Raw genomic sequence first — 17,339 nt, forward strand, 5'->3', positions numbered from 1 at the left:
TATCCTTTGCTCACTGGGGCGGTTTTTTTATATTACTTGTCTTCCTCAACGCCGTTTTCGATTTGTGTGTATTTTACACTGCCTTGATTTCGCTGTCAATAGTTATTTTTCTGGAAAAGGACAATGGTTTTTTCAAAAGAAAGATGTATTTCACAAAATAATTTGCAAGGTATCCCATTTTATACATCAGAAATTGAGGAAAAAAAGACAAATGTACACCCCTAGTGGCTCAAATATGCACAGTCAATTTTAAGAAATGAAAGGAATCCTTATTCATTCCTGTTAATTTCGTTACATTTTTTCTTTTTTGCAGTTTAATATTTTTGTTGACAGTCTACAACGCAAACCCTATAATGACGTGGTATACAGCGACGGGGCTGCGGATAAACGCATTTCCATAAGAGGTTTCTAGCAAACTTTTCTTATGGGTGAGCGTTTATCTGCAGCCCCTTCTAGATAAGAAACTGTGTCTTAACAAAGAGGATAAAGGAGGCTGGAGAATATGGAAAATAAAGTTCCTGATTTATTTGGATCAATGGTTTTTCATGAACATGTGATGAAGGAAAGATTGCCAAAAAGCACATATAAAACAATGTGTAAGGTAATGCAGGAAGGAAAACGGTTAGATAAGGAAGTAGCAGATATTGTTGCAAATGCTATGAAAGATTGGGCCGTTGAAAAGGGTGTAACCCACTTTACACACTGGTTCCAGCCAATGACAGGGATTACCGCAGAAAAGCACGATAGCTTTATAGCACCTGCAGGAGACGGGCAGGTAATTATGGAGTTTTCCGGAAAAGAATTGATTCAAGGTGAGCCTGATGCTTCCAGTTTCCCCAATGGTGGTTTGCGTGCAACCTTTGAAGCAAGAGGGTATACCGCTTGGGACCCCACCTCTTTTGCATTTATTAAAGATGACACATTATGCATTCCCACGGCATTTTATTCTTACGGTGGGCAGGCCTTGGATAAAAAGACACCTTTGCTGCGCTCCATGGAAGCGTTTAATAAGCAGGCAATGCGGATTATTAGATTGCTGGGTGATACAGAAACAAGCCGGGTGAATACAACAGTTGGTTCTGAACAGGAATATTTCTTGATTGATAAGGACGTTTACTTGAAACGTAAAGATTTAGTCTATTGTGGCAGAACCCTTTATGGTGCGAAGCCCCCTAAGGGACAGGAATTGGATGACCATTATTTTGGTGCAATTAAGCCTAGAGTAAAGGCTTTTATGCATGATTTGAATGAAGAGCTTTGGAAGCTGGGCATTTTGGCAAAAACAGAGCATAACGAAGTTGCTCCTGCCCAACATGAATTGGCACCTGTTTTCACAACGGTAAATATTGCTTGTGACCACAATCAAGTTACTATGGAACTAATGAAAAAAGTTGCGGATAGGCATGGCTTGGTTTGTCTTTTGCATGAAAAACCCTTCGACGGTGTAAATGGTAGTGGCAAACATAACAACTGGTCCATATCAACAGATAAAGGTGCAAACTTGCTAGAGCCAGGTGATTCTCCTGCAGAAAACACAAGATTTCTATTGTTCTTGGTAGCTTTGATTAAAGCAGTAGATGAATATCAGGATATGCTGCGTCTTTCTGTGGCTTCCGCCGGTAATGACCATCGTTTGGGCGCAAATGAAGCCCCTCCTGCCATTGTTTCTATGTTTGTGGGAGAAGATTTGCAGGCTGTATTAGACAGTATTGAGAGCGGTGTGGAGTATGCAGGCAAGGATAGAGAAATGATGAAGGTAGGCGTTCATGTGCTGCCTAGATTTTTCAAGGATACAACTGACAGAAATAGAACTTCACCCTTTGCTTTTACAGGCAATAAATTTGAATTCCGTATGTTAGGAAGTGCTGTTTCCATTGCTTGCCCTAACTTTATTTTAAATACCATTGTTGCTGAGGAATTATCTTTGTTGGCTGATGAGCTGGAAACAGCGGAAGATTTCACCACGGCAGCAAATGAATTGATTCGCAAGACTGTAATTGAGCACAAGCGCATCATTTTCAATGGCAATAACTATGCAGATGAATGGGTTGTGGAAGCAGAAAAAAGAGGCTTGTTGAACCTGAAAACAACAGTAGATGTTATGCCTTATTATTTGAAAGAAAAGAATATCGCTACATTCACAAAACATAGAGTTTTAACGAAAGAAGAAATTCATTCCCGTTATGAAATTTTGGTTGAAAACTATATTAAGGTGATTCATATTGAGGCTTTAACCATGCTGGAAATTGCCAAAAAGAACATTTTGCCTGGGGTTAGTGCTTACGTAAAAGAGCTGGCAGAAACAATCACACTTAAAAAACAAATTTCTTCTGCAATTAACTGCAGGAGCGAAGAAGGCTTGCTGATTTCCCTTTCTGATATGTGTGCTGACTTTGTAGATAAGCAAAAAGCGTTAGAGGAAGCATTGGCAATGGCTAAGAATTTCCAGGATGAACAAATTGTTGCAGAGCACTACAAAGATGCTGTGATTCCAGCAATGGTTGCATTACGAGCTGTTGCAGATGCCATGGAGGAGCAGGTTAGTGAGAAATATTGGCCATTCCCCACTTATGGTGAGTTGTTGTTCAGCGTTTCGTAATAGAATATTGCACAGTTAAATGATACATATGTTTTTTCCTTCTTTTATGTTATACTGAATACAGGGAGGGACAAAAATATGAATGAAAAACAAAAGGAGATTATGCAGATCATTCAATCTCAATGTATAAATGGCAGAGAGATGGATGTTCCGGATATTTTGAAATATAGTTCTTCCTTGACCATGAAGGAAGTTTTGGAGGCGATTCCTTTTTTAGAAAATCAAGGTTTTATTGAGGTAATAGAAATTGATATGTGTTGCGGCGCCGATTATATTGTTACCGGTATTACTAACGAAGGATTAGAAGTTTTAAATAGCTAAAAAGGGCAGTGTGCCACAGAATCTAAAATTCTGTGGCATTTTTGTGCTCATTATCTAAATAAAACACCTTTTTTGCATAGTTAGAACGAATTATGTTTTAGATGTAGTGCTATGGTTTTAGCAATAAAAAATATAACAAGCGAATTGAAAATGTTAATGAATCATTTTCTTACATGTTCAATAAAGATACAAAAGATATGGGATAAATGTTATTACAAAAACGCTGACTAAATTGTAAGAAAAAAGGAATTTATATTTAATATAATAAAAATATGTGGTAAAATTAGTGATATTGTCTTTGTGGTTTAGAAAAATCATAATCAGATTGGTTGGGGCGGTGATATATGAAAAAGGTAATACTTTTGCTATTTTCTGTAGCAATGGTTTTATGTGTATTTATTTGCGGGATTTCAATTCAATTTGACTTTAGAGATTTAAGCTTCAATCAAGAAAATGTAATTTTTTTATCCAAGGGGTGGCAATATCAAACACAAGATAAGCAAGTTAAAGATATCATTCTTCCCAGTAAGATACCCGACGATGGAGGAAAGCCATTTCAAATATATAAAACCTTTCAAGAACCTGTTGCAGCTGGTACTTGTTTAGCTTTTCGCTCGTCCCATCAAGAGGTACTTGTAACAATCGATGATGTAAAAATTTATTCTTTTGAAAAACCCATGGAGATTCTGACCTTTCCTAAATCACCAGGCAGTGCATGGAATATCATTACATTACCGGAAATTAATCCTGGGCAGGTCATGAAAATTTCCATCAGGCCATTCTATGATAATGATCAAGAAAAAATTGGGGAAATGATGCTGGGTAGCAAGAGTGCAATTTTATTTCAAATTGGATTTGACTACTTACCAGCGGTTTTTATGAGTATATTGGTCATTATATTTGCCGTAATGCTAATTCTTTATGGAATTTACTTATTCAAAATACGACATACTACAAACTTTTTATATCTTGGCTTATTTGCATTCCTACTGGGTGTATGGTTTTTTGCCGAATCCAGGTTCATTCAATTTTTCTTGGGCAAGGTATTATTGACTTATCAATTGGTTTTTCTTTCAATTGCTTTAATGCCCATTCCGGGAATTTTATTTATCGGCAATGCTTTAAAGCCTAAAAATCAACATATATACGATCAATTAGCCATGGTATCCATTGTTAATTTTTTCTTAATGGTTATTGCACAAGCTTTGGGTCTTGTGGATTTTTATGATTGGATGCCGCTATCACATATTATTATCGTTCTCACAATGATTTTATATTTGCATACCATGGCAGAATATATCCGAGTTGGATCGGTTGGAAAAAATAAATTGTTATTTCTTGGTTTTGTGGTGTTTCTTTTCTTCGCATTGTTAAATATCATTTATTTTTATATTTCAGATCAGTTTGACAGTGCCCTGTTGCTTCGTTGTGGAACTTTGATCGCTTTGGTAATTATCGCTAAGGGTGAAGTGGACAAAAATTTGGACTTAATCAAAATTGGGATGGAAGCAGCGGCATATAAGAAAGCGGCATATACAGATGCACTGACACAATTGGAAAATCGTTATGCCTTTGATATGTATCTTGAAGAAATTTCAAAAGAGCCACCTGAAGATTCCATGAAAAATGCAATTTGTATTTTGGACGTAGACGGGTTAAAATTTATAAATGATTCTTATGGACATTGGATGGGAGATCAGTTGATTCGTAATATGTCTGAATGCTTAGAAACAGTTTTTCATAATTGCGGAAGATGCTTTCGAATTGGTGGGGACGAATTCGCAATTATTTTAAAGGGAGAGCGGGAAGAGCTAAAAAACTATTTATATCAACTCAGAAATGAAATTATTGAAAGAAATATTAATAAACATAGCTTTTTAAGTGCATCTTGGGGATTGGCTTTTCAGGCAGATACGAGAGGGAAAAGTATTTATGAAGCTTTTCAGTTGGCAGACGCGCTGATGTATCAGGATAAGGAACGGAAAAGAGCAAATAAAATGAATTCACGAGAGCGTAAAGAGCAATGACGTGAAATGGATTTTGACAACAAATCATAACTATCTTAAAAAATTATTTTTTTTTGTAATAGTCAAATATTATAATTGAATGAAAAACGAATAGATTGCATAAAAAATAATGATTGAAATGCCTATAGATATAATCTATGGGCATTTTTTTAAAGATTATAACCAGCTTTATGAATAATTTATGCATCTGCTACAAATGATTATGCCATGATTTCTATTTATAATAACCAATTTGAAGAGATAAAACCCACTACCTTTAAGTAAATTAGCAATGCAGACCAGGTAGAGGCATAGCTGTATTTGAGTGTTGAAGCACAAATTTAAGGGTGATTCTCTATGAAATAGTTACTAATTTCCAGCAACAAGGAAAAAAAGGTTGAGTTATGAGGGTTTTGGTGGTATTCTGTCTGCGGGTGGTATTGAAAAAACTGCACCAAAGTGAAATGTTTTGCAAACTCAGGATAGAAATTGCCTAATCAAGTCATATAAGGTAAGTTCTGTGAGGATGTAAAAAAATCGAATTACCTTGTGTTCAACTCATATCTATCGGGAATGAGATTGACTTGGATGTTGTACGAAGCCTATGGAGGTGGTATGATATCAAAATTGGTTTTATAGGACCTGGCAAGGCAGGTGTAAACCTTGCTCGCTATTTTTTGCATCATGGATTAACGGTAAGTGGTTTTTTGGGTAGAACTTTGGAAAACACCAAAGAAGCTTGCCAAATCACGCATACGAAAGTATATATAAATTTGAGTGAAATTGTTCAAGAAAACGATGTTTTATGGATAACAACTCCCGATGATACGATTCCCGAGATAGATTATGAAATTTCTAGGTTGAACGTAAAAGGCAAATCAATTTGCCACGCCAGTGGCTCACTTCCATCAACGGTTTTGCGGCTTTCCAAAGAAGCAGGAGCAACCGTTTATTCAATTCATCCAATTTACGCATTTTCCCATAAAGCTGTGGACTTCGAGGAACTGCAAAGTGTAAATTTTTCCGTGGAAGGGCAGTTTTCATCAGAGAATGAAGATGTAGTCTTGCAAATATTAAAGAAAATAGGGAATGCCTATTTTGTGCGAAATCTGGAGACTTCGGCGATGTATCATCTAGCAAATGTCTTTGTATCCAATCTGTCCCTTGCACTTTTGGAGATAGGTGTGTCCTATTTTCAAGAAATTGGTCTAACGGAAGAAGAAGCGGTGAATGCGGCAATGCCTTTGATAAAGGGCAATATCAGAAATATTGAAGAAAAAGGCTTTCTGTCCTCCCTTACCGGCCCGGTCCCCAGAGGAGACTGGAAAACGGTAGAACGTCATCTTGACGTGGTTAGGGATGAAGATCAGGGAATTTATAAAGAACTTTCTCTTCATTTATTAAGATTGGCTAGAGCAAAGGGTAACAGGGAAAAGTTGAGTAGTTACGATAAGGTAGAACATTGTTTGAAAGGACTGGAAGAATGAAAAATACGGTTTTGACTTTTAAGGAAGCAAAGTCCCAAGGCAAAAAATTGACAATGCTTACAGCCTATGATTATTCCATGGCAAAAATCATTGATGAAAGTGGAATTAATGGAATTTTAATTGGAGATTCCCTTGGAATGGTTATTAAAGGGGATGAAGATACGTTGGCAGTAACGGTTGATGAGATTATTTATCATACCAAAGCAGTAAAAAAAGGTGCCAAAAATGCATTGATTGTAAGTGATATGCCTTTTTTATCCTATCATACCAGTATTGGGGATGCCATTTATCATGCAGGTCGCATGGTGAAGGAGGGCGGTGCTCATGCAGTTAAGCTGGAAGGTGGCGCTAATGTTTTACCACAGGTAAGGGCAATTGTAGCAGCGCAAATTCCTGTTATGGGACATTTGGGACTGACACCTCAGTCGGTGAATGCCTTTGGTGGTTTTAAGGTACAAGGAAAAAGTGAAGAAACAGCAAAGCAGCTCATTGCCGATGCAGTTGCCTTGGAAGAAGCCGGAGCGTTTAGTATTGTTTTAGAAGGGATTCCTGCGAAGGTTGCAGAATTGATTACAAAAGCGGTTTCTATCCCTACCATTGGGATTGGTGCAGGTAGAGCGTGTGATGGGCAGATTTTGGTTTATCAGGACATGCTGGGCATGTTTGATAATTTTGTACCTAAATTTGTAAAGCAATACGCTTCAGTTGGGAAAATAATGGGGGAAGCAATTGGTATGTATATTGAAGAGGTTGAAAAAGGCCTTTTCCCAGAGGATAAGCATACCTTTAAAATAGATGAGGAACAGCTAAAGAAGCTATATTAAAAAACAGGAGACAGAATTATGCTTGTAGAATCAATAAAAGAGGTACGGAATATCATAAAGCAATGGAGGTCGGAAGGGCTTTCTGTGGGTTTTGTTCCCACAATGGGTGCATTGCATGACGGTCACCAGAGTTTAATGGAGCGGGCTGTTTTGGAGAACGATAGGGTTATTACCAGCGTTTTTGTGAACCCCACTCAGTTTGGTCCAAACGAGGATTTTGAGGCATACCCCAGAGATATAAACAAGGATTACCAGTTGTGTAAAAAGGTTGGTGTTCATGTTGTATTTAACCCACAGGCAGAGACGCTTTATTTTCCTGATAAGAGTACCACGGTACACATTTCAGGTTTGACGGATGTTCTTTGTGGCAGCAAGCGTCCCGGGCATTTCGATGGTGTTTGTTTGGTTGTATCAAAATTCTTCAATATTATTCAACCGGATAAAGCCTACTTTGGGCAAAAGGATGCGCAACAGGTAGCTGTTATTAAAAGAATGGTTCAGGATTTAAATTTTGATATTGAGGTTGTACCTTGTCCCATTGTCAGAGAGTCAGATGGTTTGGCTAAAAGCTCAAGAAACCTTTACTTATCCCACGAAGAGCGCAAAGCCGCTCTTGTTTTAAACAGAAGCTTAGAAATGGCAAAGGGTATATTGGATAAGGGTGAACGGAATGCATCTATTCTAAAAGCAGCCATGCTTTCATGTATTATTCAAGAGCCAATGGCAAAAATTGATTATGTGGAAGTTGTGGATAGTGATGATTTGCATAGCATTAATGGCGAAATTACCCGCTCTGTGTTGATTCCCATTGCAGTTTATATTGGAAAAACCAGACTGATTGACAATATTATTTATGAAATTTCTTAACCTCATAGCATTATGCTGTTCTGTGTCACCGGCTTAAGTTGTTGGGTCTGAAAGCAAATAAGCATAAACGCTTTTTCTAGAAAAGTCAGTCCCAACTGACTGGTTTTTCTGATAAAGCGTTTTTATTTTGTAGCTTAAAAAAACCGTTTCCGGAAGGGGAAAGTTTAATGAAGAATAATAAAGAATGTCCAATTTGTGGATGCAATGAAATTGGCGAGGGATTATTTTCAGGTTATGCCACTATGAAACCCACCAATAAATTTTTTGCCCTAGGTTCAAATGTTATTGCTGATGTTTGCACAAAATGCGGACATATTTTATCTTTTAGAGTTGCAGAACCAGAAAAATTTAAGTGAAAACATTTTTCTCAAAAGAAAAGAGTAATCTATGTTAAATAAAATGAGGTGCCATCCAACTTGGATGGCACCCTTATTCTTTTATTCATTTTAAGCTTTTTTTCCAGTGTCAGGGTACAAACCCGAACCTTCATAAAGAACAAATTTACGATATCGCATTTTTAAGGTTCTATATTTTAAAACAATTTTCGTTACACCTACAAGTACATTATCCATATCATCCATGTCATAAATCTGGGTGACAGAATGAATTCCTTTTGGAGGGATGCTTAATATATGTCTGTCACACTTTGGACGATCTTCATATACTAAATTATTCCCTTTATAAAATGCAAGCTTAAATTCATGCACAATTTGGGGAACGTTACTGCTATTATAAATTTCCAAATCATATCCCAATCGAAAAGGTTGTTTTACTTCTTCATAAATTGAATTATTAAAGTTACTATTCAAATGATATTTAATTCGAACATCCGTAGGAAAGACTTTGACACTTCCTATATGACGAATGCATTCTGCAACAAACAGTGTACTGACAGAGCCTGCTACTGCGCCAATGATTCCGATATATTCACTAAGCATGGTTACACCTCTTCTCTTTCAGATATGTATATAGTACGAAGCCTTTGTAGCTCATCTAATGTTAAAATTAGATGGAAAGTATAGAATTAGTGTTTCTTTTTTGTGAGATTATTCATACTAAATTACTATACCTTGTAAAATTATATCACAGAAACAGATAAAAACCAATATATTTTGGTGAAAATATGGACTTCCTATGTCCCTCTATGATTATTAAATGCGAGGGAGTGAAAATTTGTTCCTTAGAAAATTTAATAGTAAACATGTTGACCACTAAAATCCATTCATTTCATCTTGTCTCAATTGTTTTTCAAGTATTTTACACAAAAATATTTTAAATAAAACTCATAACAAATTTTAAAAGTTTTAAAATTTTATTTTTATATAAAATGTTTACAATTAAAAGTATCAAATAAGTATTATTTTTGCATAAATATTGGAAATAAATGTTGCAAAATGGAGAATGCATGATATAATTTTTATTAAATATATGTCTAATCTACATAAATTAAGGCTTGAAAATGGTAAAAAAGGATAATTTGTGTATGAATTTCATTCATATGCGTACGAAGAAAAAGGAGGGGTCAAGTGAAATCACTAAAAATCAAAACAAAAATGGCAATTTTGATGTTGCTGGTAGCACTTTCGGGGATTGGTGTAGCAGGAACATCTATTCTAAGAATGGAAGCACAAAAAGATATGTTTCTAGCAACCATGGAGAAGGAAATCCGAGAAGAATTTGACCAAAAGATTAAAGAGCAGGTGGAAAGTGCTGTATCAGTTCTACAAAGTGTATATAATGCGCATTTGCAGGGCGTTTATACACGAGAAGAGGCAGAAAAAATTGGCTTGGAAACATTGCGTAATATGAGATATGGTGAGGATGGTTACTTCTGGGGCGATAAAACAGATGGAACCTGCGTTGTTCTATTGGGTAAAGATACAGAAGGAACAAACAGAAAGGATGCAAAAGATGCTGCAGGCTTCCCCTTTGTTCAAGCCATTAAGGAGCAGGCTCTGAATGGTGGTGGCTATACGGATTTTGTTTTTCCAAAACCGGGAGAAGCAGAGGCAATGCCGAAAAGAGGATATTCGGAATATTTTGCCCCTTTTGATTTGGTTTTAGGTACAGGTAATTATACAGATTTTATTGATACTTATATAGCCCAAGAAAATGAAATTGTTGAAGCCAGCATTCGGGAATCTATCATAGAGTTGCTTATTATCATCCTGATTTGTGTAGGTGTTTCCTGTTCGTTAGGGTTTTACATTGTTTTAAGCATTGTGAAGCCTATTGGAAGATTAAATAGGGTTACACGTAACTTGGCCGAAGGAAATCTGGATGAAAAGGTTGATATGGATAGTAATGACGAGATTGGTCAGTTGGCAAAATCTATGGTGGTTTTAATTAATAGATTGAAAACTTACATATTATATATTGATGAAATTTCCTATTTATTAGAAGAGATTGGACGAGGAAATTTAAATTTAACATTCCAAAATTCATATGAAGGGGATTTCTGGAAAGTGAAGCAAGCGCTAATTGGCACTGCGGATATGCTCAATGATACCCTTGTACAAATTAATATTGCCTCGGAACAAGTTGCAAATGGTTCTGAGCAGGTTGCCGCTGGTGCTCAGGCACTTTCCCAAGGAGCAACAGAGCAAGCCAGTGCAATTCAAGAATTATCCGCATCAATAAATGAAGTCTCTGAACATAGCAGTAAGACGGCAAGAAATGCAGAAGAAGCCAAGGCAATTTCTGTTGCATCCACCAATGCCATTCAACGAGGAAACGAACGAATGAATGAAATGGTTCAATCTATGGAGGAAATCAGTAACACCTCAAAAGAAATCGGAAAGATTATTAGGACCATAGAAGACATTGCTTTCCAAACCAATATTTTAGCGCTTAATGCTGCTGTTGAAGCTGCAAGGGCGGGAGAAGCAGGAAGAGGCTTTGCTGTTGTTGCGGATGAGGTGCGTAACTTGGCAGGAAAATCAGCCGAAAGCGCAAAGAATACTGCTGATTTGATTGAAAAATCAGTTAGGGCGGTAGAACAAGGTGCAGATCATGTGAATGAAGCAGCGGCAGCGTTGGCTGATGTTGTAAAAAATGCGGAAAAGAGTACTCAAATTATTCAGTATATTGCAAATGCCAGCGAAGAACAGGCCTCTTCAATCGCACAGGTAAACCTGGGTGTAGAGCAAATAGCAGTTGTTGTACAAACAAACTCAGCAACCGCTGAGGAAAGTGCAGCAGCAAGTGAAGAGCTTTCAGGGCAATCGCTGATGTTAAAAGAGCTGATTGGTAAATTTAGACTAAAGGGTTTCAATGGCAGAGGGGATACTATAGTGGAGAGTATTACTCCCCCCACGTTTATTGACCCTATAGCAGATAGTTCCGAGGGCAAATATTAATACAAAAAAGTTTAAAAATCCCCTGAAGATGATTTAATTATCTTCAGGGGATAAATTATTTTGTATTGTTATTTTCAATATAATCCTTAAATAGTAGTATTACGTCTCTCTCAAGGGGATGTAGCTGAAAGCAGTTCCGTTGGTACAACTCTTCCATTCGTTTGGCTCTAATTTTGGCTGATTGCAGGCTGATATTGCAAAGCTTAGCTATTTCTGTGGCTGAATGAACATTAAGAGCAGAAAGAACAACAGCAGGCATGAGCAAATCTCTAGCAAAAATATTCGCCTGAGTTTCTTTTTCTGCAGCTTGAGAATCTATTTCGCTGTTACGGTAAAAAGTGATGGTCTCAACGTGGCCTAACAAAATATGACCGATTTCGTGCGCCAATGTGAAACGGATTCGCCCAAGATAATTGATGCTGTCATTAAAAACGATATAATACTGATTTTCCATCTGAAAAGAAAAGCCATCCCCATTTTTTGCTTGGGAATCCACCATATCCCATAGGGTGAATTTGGAATAGGGAATGGTTTTAATTTTATAAAACCTACAGATTTCTCCAAGATTAACAGGAAACTGCTTAATCCCACAGTCTTGGAGAACCTTCCATGAAAGATTTCTTGCTTGCTGATATAAACGATACTTCATTGATAACACTCCCTTTATGGTTTTGTATCAAAGTATAATGTTTATAAAAGCAAGTGAATAAAGGATTATTTTGGAAGTAAAAAGCGAGATGTGCAACTAAGGTAAAAAGACTAAAAATCAACTTCTTCAGAAGCATTGTCAAGAAGATATTTTATTGTTTCCGGTGTTTTATCAATCCTTTTCGAAACTGTGGTTTCCTTAAAGCCTCTTGCGGCAACTTTGCCGTCCAAACGAACATTATTTCTGGAGGTAACACCTAAAATGCGATCAACAGCGGGCTGCATATTAGGTTGATTACGGTAGGCCTTCAAAACTTCAAGCTCGTGGGCGGTAGGGTGGAAGACCTCTCTTATTTCTCCAACTTCATGGACGTTCTTTTTTTCTGTCAAAGGTGTACTGTTCTCCGTCCAGCCCATTAAGAAGGCGGGAGAGGTTCCCAAAGCTTCTGCAATTGGTTCCAGTATGGTAATTGGTAAGTTCTCGATATCGCCTTTTTCGTAACGGTAAACAGTAGCCCTATTTTTCTTCAATTTTTCCGCTAGTTCATCTACGGTGAGCCCCCTTCTAATTCTACATTCTTTAATTCTTTGTCCAACATTCATTTTGTAACCTCCTTCCTTTTGGAACATAAGTTAAGTATAGCAGAAAATCGCATATATGCAATAGAACGCGACAAAAATGTTGCGCAAAATGCGAATGTACAAAATTTTACAAAAAAGGTTGACTTTTCTACAATTCTTCGCTAGTATTAAATTGTCGCATAATATGCGACATGAGGAGGTGGTAGAATGGTGGATGCAAACAAATTAAAAGAGAAAATTCAGAAGAAAGGTCTCACGGAAGCTAAAATAGCTGAAATGTTGGGGGTGAAAAATCATGTTTTTCATAATAAATTAAATGGTATTGGCAAATGCTTTACCATAAAAGAAGTAGATAAGTTGGTTCAAATATTGCGGCTGGAGGGAAATGAAGCGGAAAGGATTTTTTTTGCAAAATAGTCGCATATTATGCGACAGTGATTCGCTTTTTTTACAGAGAAGATGAGGACATAAGACACAAGAAACTAGTAATAAAGTTGTGTGGTATGGCTGTAGAAGCAATATAAAAGGTACTGCTAACCAACGGAGTGAGGAGGGCTGAAGTTGTCTTATCAATGTACATTGAGGGATAAGGAATGCGATGGGTGCGGGGACTGCAAAGAAAAAACTGCCTTTTGTCCAAACTGTGGTGAAACAAATTACGAGGTGATGTATGTCCTTAATCATAATTGGGTAGCCTGCGATCAATGTATAAAGCGTATCTATTTTCCCTTTTATAAGTTATAACACCTTCTGGGGAAACAGGGTAAAAAGGGAAATTCGTAAGGTTAAAGAGTTAAGGGGGCTTAGCTAAGGGTATATCAGGGATGTAATTTTAGAGAATTATTATGCGTAGAAATTAAAGTCTTTTGGGAAGCTTTTTCATACAAATTGACAGTCGTTTCTTTTTTCATGGTTTCTGAGGTCTACAAAGGTTGGTTCGAGCGTATTTTGCAATAGGGAGGGGTTAAAATGTGTTATAAAATTACTTGCTGTTACCATTGCCAAGAGCGTCATCCGCTTTGTCATATCAGTTGCTGTCGCTATAAAGAAGAACGGGAAAAGCTGGATAAGCTTCGGGAGGCTCGTATTGCTCATAATGATGAAGTTGAGCTCTATAAAAGACAGAAGTTAAATAAAGTTAAGAGGTGAAGCCATTGGCAAAGGAAAGGGATTTACAGCTTTCGGAGTATGATATCTCCAATAATCGTTATCGGGAATTAAAATATTTTTGCAGACAGTACAGGGAAAAGAAGAAGGGACTGCTTTCCATGACGGAATTGTCTTCCCCAAAATTTGGAGGAAAGGGTGGTGACATTTTTTCTGATAGAACAGCAAATATCGCTATGAAAAGAGCTAAACTGTCTGCCGAAATTCAAATGATAGAGCAAGCTGCCTTGGAGGCAGATGGAGAGTTATATAAATATATCTTAAAGAATGTTACGGATGGGATAACCTATGAATATTTGGACATTCCTTTCAGCAGATCTGGGTTTTATGTACTTAGAAAAAGATTTTTCAGTATATTGGATAAAAAAAGATAATGACAGAGTGAGCCTCAATGCTTGATAATAAAAAAGAGCATTGGGGCATTTAAATTTAAAAAAGATTAGATATTCAAAAATCCTTGGGATGGCACAGAAGTTGATTGGATTAATAAAAATGCATAAATATTAATACAATTTGAGTTTGTTGTATAAAATTCTTGTTAAGAGTTGCCGTTTATGAGAAAAAGTTGGCAAATTCAAAGGAAAGTAAGATTTACATAATAATCATTTTTTGATATAATTATTTAAGGTAAATAAAATTGTGTTAAAAGTTTCAAAAAAACTAGCGCTAGAACTTTGAAATTTGAGCACCACTCTTGAAGGGAGGCAAAAATGGTTTTAAATTTACTATTAGTAGCAACAATAATAATCGTATGTGTACTGGGGAATAAAATTTCAAATAGGATAGGCATGCCGGTTCTTTTGGTATTTATTCTATTAGGTATGTTTTTTGGTTCTGATGGTATAGTAAAAATTAAATTTGATAATTATTACTTCGCAGAACAGGTCTGCTCTATCGCACTTCTATTTATAATGTTTTACGGTGGATTTGGTACAAAGTGGGATGAGGCTAAACCGATTGCGGTTAAAGCAATTTTACTTTCATCCATGGGAACAATTTTTACGGCGATTTTTGTAGGAATATTTTGTTTTTACGTCATGGGTATTACACTTTTAGAAAGTTTTTTAATCGGTGCAGTTGTAAGTTCAACTGACGCAGCTTCCGTTTTTTCAATTCTTCGTTCAAAAAGGTTGAACCTTCGAGATCATACGGCATCACTTCTTGAAATTGAAAGTGGGAGTAACGACCCCTTTGCTTATATGCTTACCATAATCGTACTTTCATTTATGAATGGACATAATTCTCCTCAAGAGTTTGTATTCTTAATCTTTAAACAACTTATTTTTGGCGGTGTTTTTGGTATAGGAATTGCCGCAATTACTCTCTTATATTTCAAAAAATTCAAGCTTTCCAGTTCAGGGTTTTATTCCATTTTTATTATGGCAATCGCCATTATCTCCTATGCGGCACCAACATTTTTTGACGGCAATGGCTATCTCAGTGCCTATATTACAGGAATCATTCTTGGGAATAGCAAAATAGAGGATAAATCTGAGCTTGTTCACTTTTTTGATGGGTTGACGGGATTAATGCAGATACTACTCTTTTTCCTCCTCGGACTTCTAGCTTTTCCATCTCAACTGCCAAAGGTAGCATTTCCTGCTTTGGCAATCTCACTTTTTCTAACTTTTGTGGCTCGGCCTGTGGCTGTTTATGCAATTCTGACGCCTTTTAAAAGTTCAAAAGGTCAAAAACGCTTGGTCTCTTGGGCTGGACTGAGAGGGGCGGCATCCATTGTTTTTGCAATAATGGCAACAATCAGGGTAAATGAAATGAATATCGATATTTTTCATATTGTGTTTTTCATCGTACTTTTTTCGATTTTGATTCAAGGAACTTTGATTCCCTTTGTATCGAAAAAGCTAAATATGACGGACAACGATATAGACGTTATGAGTACCTTTAACGATTACATGGATGAACTGCCTGTTCAGTTTTTGCAGCTCGCAATTCCTTCCGATCATATATGGGTTCATCAGAAAGTGAAAGATATTCTGTTGCCTCCAGATTCCTTTTTACTCTTGATTGTGAGAGAGAAAGAGAATGTTATGCCTAATGGGGATACAGAAATTTTGGCCGATGATATTTTTATTTTAAGTGGGAAATCACCTAATAGAATTGAAGGCCTGACGTTATATGAAATGAAGGTAAAAAAAGAAACACGCTGGTATGGAAAAACAATAGCAGATGCCATCAGTGGGGATGAGCGGGTTGTTGTGATTCGGCGGGGAGAAAGTATTGTAATTCCAAAAGGGGATACCATATTACAAGAAGATGATATTCTTGTTTTTTCAGAAATTTATAAATGAAACCAAAATTTGCACTAAAAAAGGGCGTCGTGGTAAATACATGACGCCCTAAAATAATATTCTTTTATAAATTGCTTATATTTACCGATGTGACTTATATGTGTGTGGCAATTGCGTTCCCCATTTCCTTTGTACCTAAGAGGGTGGTACCTTGGGAATAGATATCAGGAGTGCGGAAACCCTGCTCCAGAACTTTCTTGACTGCGTTCTCAATGGATTCAGCTTCTTTTTCCAAATGGAAAGAATATTTCAACATCATCCCAGCAGACAGAATAGCGGCAATAGGGTTCGCTTTGTTTTGTCCTGCAATGTCAGGAGCAGAGCCATGAATGGGTTCATACATTCCCAGAGTTCCGTCTCCTAAACTTGCTGAAGGAAGCAGGCCGATAGAGCCTGTAATCATGCTTGCCTCATCGGATAAAATGTCTCCAAACATATTGGAGGTAACAATCACGTCGAATTGCTTGGGATTGCGTACCAACTGCATTGCGGCGTTATCTACATACATATAGGAAAGAACTACCTGGGGATACTCATTTTTTATTTCCTCTGCCACCTTTCTCCAAAGGCGTGAGGTTTCCAAAACATTAGCTTTATCTACACAGCAAACTTTTTTTCCCCTTTGCATTGCAACTTCAAAAGCATTTTTTAAAATTCGCTTAATTTCAACTTCGCTATAAGTTTCTACATCGTATGCTTCCTCACCATATTTTCCTTCTCGATAGCCACGCTCGCCAAAATAAATTCCCCCTGTTAATTCTCTTACAATAAGGATATCCAGTCCACCGGCAACGATTTCATCTTTTAAAGGGCAAGCATCTGCCAAAGCGTCATAAATTTTTGCAGGCCGTAAGTTAGAAAACAACCCTAACTCTGAGCGCAAGCCTAACAATGCTTTTTCAGGACGCTGGGCATTGGGCACATTATCCCATTTTTGACCGCCCACAGCACCAAGCATAACGCTGTCTGCGGATTTGCAAATGTTTAAGGTAGCTTTCGGCAAACATTCGCCGTATGTATCAATGGCTGAGCCCCCAGCCATTGCATATTCAAAAGTAAAATTATGACGAAATTTTTCGCCTACGATTTTTAAAATTTTGACGGCCTCCTGTGTGACCTCTGGGCCAATTCCATCCCCTTGAATGACTGCTATTTTATATTCTCCCATAA

Annotated in this window: 16 protein-coding genes and 1 other annotated feature (1 of these 17 only partly in view); of the genes, 12 read left to right on the forward strand and 4 right to left on the reverse strand. The window is 37.0% G+C overall.

Going from position 1 to position 17,339, the window contains the following annotated elements:
* Nucleotides 1-58: a binding site (T-box leader), on the reverse strand; it reaches 184 nt to the left of the window's first position.
* Nucleotides 59-502: 444 nt separating this feature from the next.
* From NE558_RS02035 to NE558_RS02065, 7 genes are all read left to right on the forward strand, one after another.
* Nucleotides 503-2,599: a glutamine synthetase III gene (locus tag NE558_RS02035; protein WP_256148247.1), complete on the forward strand. Its 2,097-nt coding sequence runs from the start codon at nucleotides 503-505 to the stop codon at nucleotides 2,597-2,599.
* Nucleotides 2,600-2,677: 78 nt separating this feature from the next.
* On the forward strand, nucleotides 2,678-2,920 hold the full coding sequence (locus tag NE558_RS02040) for a hypothetical protein (protein WP_256148248.1): 243 nt from the start codon (nucleotides 2,678-2,680) through the stop codon (nucleotides 2,918-2,920).
* Between the two features lie 344 nt (nucleotides 2,921-3,264).
* Nucleotides 3,265-4,947 carry a GGDEF domain-containing protein gene (locus tag NE558_RS02045; protein WP_256148249.1) on the forward strand — a complete coding sequence of 561 codons (1,683 nt, stop codon included), beginning with the start codon at nucleotides 3,265-3,267 and terminating at the stop codon, nucleotides 4,945-4,947.
* Nucleotides 4,948-5,510: 563 nt separating this feature from the next.
* Nucleotides 5,511-6,413, forward strand: a complete 903-nt coding sequence (locus tag NE558_RS02050; RefSeq protein ID WP_256148250.1) for a Rossmann-like and DUF2520 domain-containing protein — start codon at nucleotides 5,511-5,513, stop codon at nucleotides 6,411-6,413.
* A complete protein-coding gene (gene panB / locus NE558_RS02055; RefSeq protein ID WP_256148251.1) occupies nucleotides 6,410-7,237 on the forward strand; it encodes a 3-methyl-2-oxobutanoate hydroxymethyltransferase in 828 nt (275 codons plus the stop codon). The genes NE558_RS02050 and panB overlap by 4 nt, the downstream gene beginning before the upstream one ends.
* A gap of 18 nt (nucleotides 7,238-7,255) precedes the next feature.
* Nucleotides 7,256-8,104, forward strand: a complete 849-nt coding sequence (gene panC / locus NE558_RS02060; RefSeq protein WP_305144947.1) for a pantoate--beta-alanine ligase — start codon at nucleotides 7,256-7,258, stop codon at nucleotides 8,102-8,104.
* 167 nt (nucleotides 8,105-8,271) lie between these two features.
* Nucleotides 8,272-8,460 (forward strand): transcription initiation factor TFIIIB, encoded by a 189-nt coding sequence (locus tag NE558_RS02065; RefSeq protein ID WP_256148252.1) that lies wholly within the window; start codon nucleotides 8,272-8,274, stop codon nucleotides 8,458-8,460.
* A gap of 90 nt (nucleotides 8,461-8,550) precedes the next feature.
* Here the strand turns inward: NE558_RS02065 and NE558_RS02070 are convergent, their stop codons facing one another.
* On the reverse strand, nucleotides 8,551-9,042 hold the full coding sequence (locus NE558_RS02070; protein ID WP_256148253.1) for a hypothetical protein: 492 nt from the start codon (nucleotides 9,040-9,042) through the stop codon (nucleotides 8,551-8,553).
* Between the two features lie 588 nt (nucleotides 9,043-9,630).
* Here NE558_RS02070 and NE558_RS02075 point away from each other — a divergent pair.
* On the forward strand, nucleotides 9,631-11,463 hold the full coding sequence (locus NE558_RS02075; RefSeq protein ID WP_256148254.1) for a methyl-accepting chemotaxis protein: 1,833 nt from the start codon (nucleotides 9,631-9,633) through the stop codon (nucleotides 11,461-11,463).
* A 55-nt stretch (nucleotides 11,464-11,518) separates the two neighbouring features.
* On the opposite strand, the gene NE558_RS02080 is transcribed toward NE558_RS02075, so the two are convergent.
* Together NE558_RS02080 and NE558_RS02085 are read right to left on the reverse strand one after the other, a co-directional pair.
* Nucleotides 11,519-12,112, reverse strand: a complete 594-nt coding sequence (locus NE558_RS02080) for an ImmA/IrrE family metallo-endopeptidase (protein WP_256148255.1) — start codon at nucleotides 12,110-12,112, stop codon at nucleotides 11,519-11,521.
* Nucleotides 12,113-12,222: 110 nt separating this feature from the next.
* Nucleotides 12,223-12,714 carry a helix-turn-helix domain-containing protein gene (locus tag NE558_RS02085; protein WP_256148256.1) on the reverse strand — a complete coding sequence of 164 codons (492 nt, stop codon included), beginning with the start codon at nucleotides 12,712-12,714 and terminating at the stop codon, nucleotides 12,223-12,225.
* Nucleotides 12,715-12,900: 186 nt separating this feature from the next.
* On the opposite strand from NE558_RS02085, the gene NE558_RS02090 reads away from it, so the two are divergent.
* From NE558_RS02090 to NE558_RS02105, 4 genes are all read left to right on the forward strand, one after another.
* A complete protein-coding gene (locus NE558_RS02090; RefSeq protein ID WP_256148257.1) occupies nucleotides 12,901-13,110 on the forward strand; it encodes a hypothetical protein in 210 nt (69 codons plus the stop codon).
* A 552-nt stretch (nucleotides 13,111-13,662) separates the two neighbouring features.
* On the forward strand, nucleotides 13,663-13,842 hold the full coding sequence (locus NE558_RS02095) for a hypothetical protein (protein ID WP_256148258.1): 180 nt from the start codon (nucleotides 13,663-13,665) through the stop codon (nucleotides 13,840-13,842).
* Nucleotides 13,843-13,847: 5 nt separating this feature from the next.
* Nucleotides 13,848-14,234: a hypothetical protein gene (locus NE558_RS02100; RefSeq protein WP_256148259.1), complete on the forward strand. Its 387-nt coding sequence runs from the start codon at nucleotides 13,848-13,850 to the stop codon at nucleotides 14,232-14,234.
* Between the two features lie 336 nt (nucleotides 14,235-14,570).
* Nucleotides 14,571-16,169: a potassium/proton antiporter gene (locus NE558_RS02105; protein WP_256148260.1), complete on the forward strand. Its 1,599-nt coding sequence runs from the start codon at nucleotides 14,571-14,573 to the stop codon at nucleotides 16,167-16,169.
* Between the two features lie 94 nt (nucleotides 16,170-16,263).
* Here NE558_RS02105 and leuB read toward each other — a convergent pair whose 3' ends face one another.
* Nucleotides 16,264-17,337: a 3-isopropylmalate dehydrogenase gene (gene leuB / locus NE558_RS02110; RefSeq protein WP_256148261.1), complete on the reverse strand. Its 1,074-nt coding sequence runs from the start codon at nucleotides 17,335-17,337 to the stop codon at nucleotides 16,264-16,266.
* Between the last annotated feature and the right edge of the window lie 2 nt (nucleotides 17,338-17,339).

The organism is Anaerotignum propionicum (genome assembly GCF_024461735.1).
GTDB lineage: Bacteria > Bacillota > Clostridia > Lachnospirales > Anaerotignaceae > Chakrabartyella.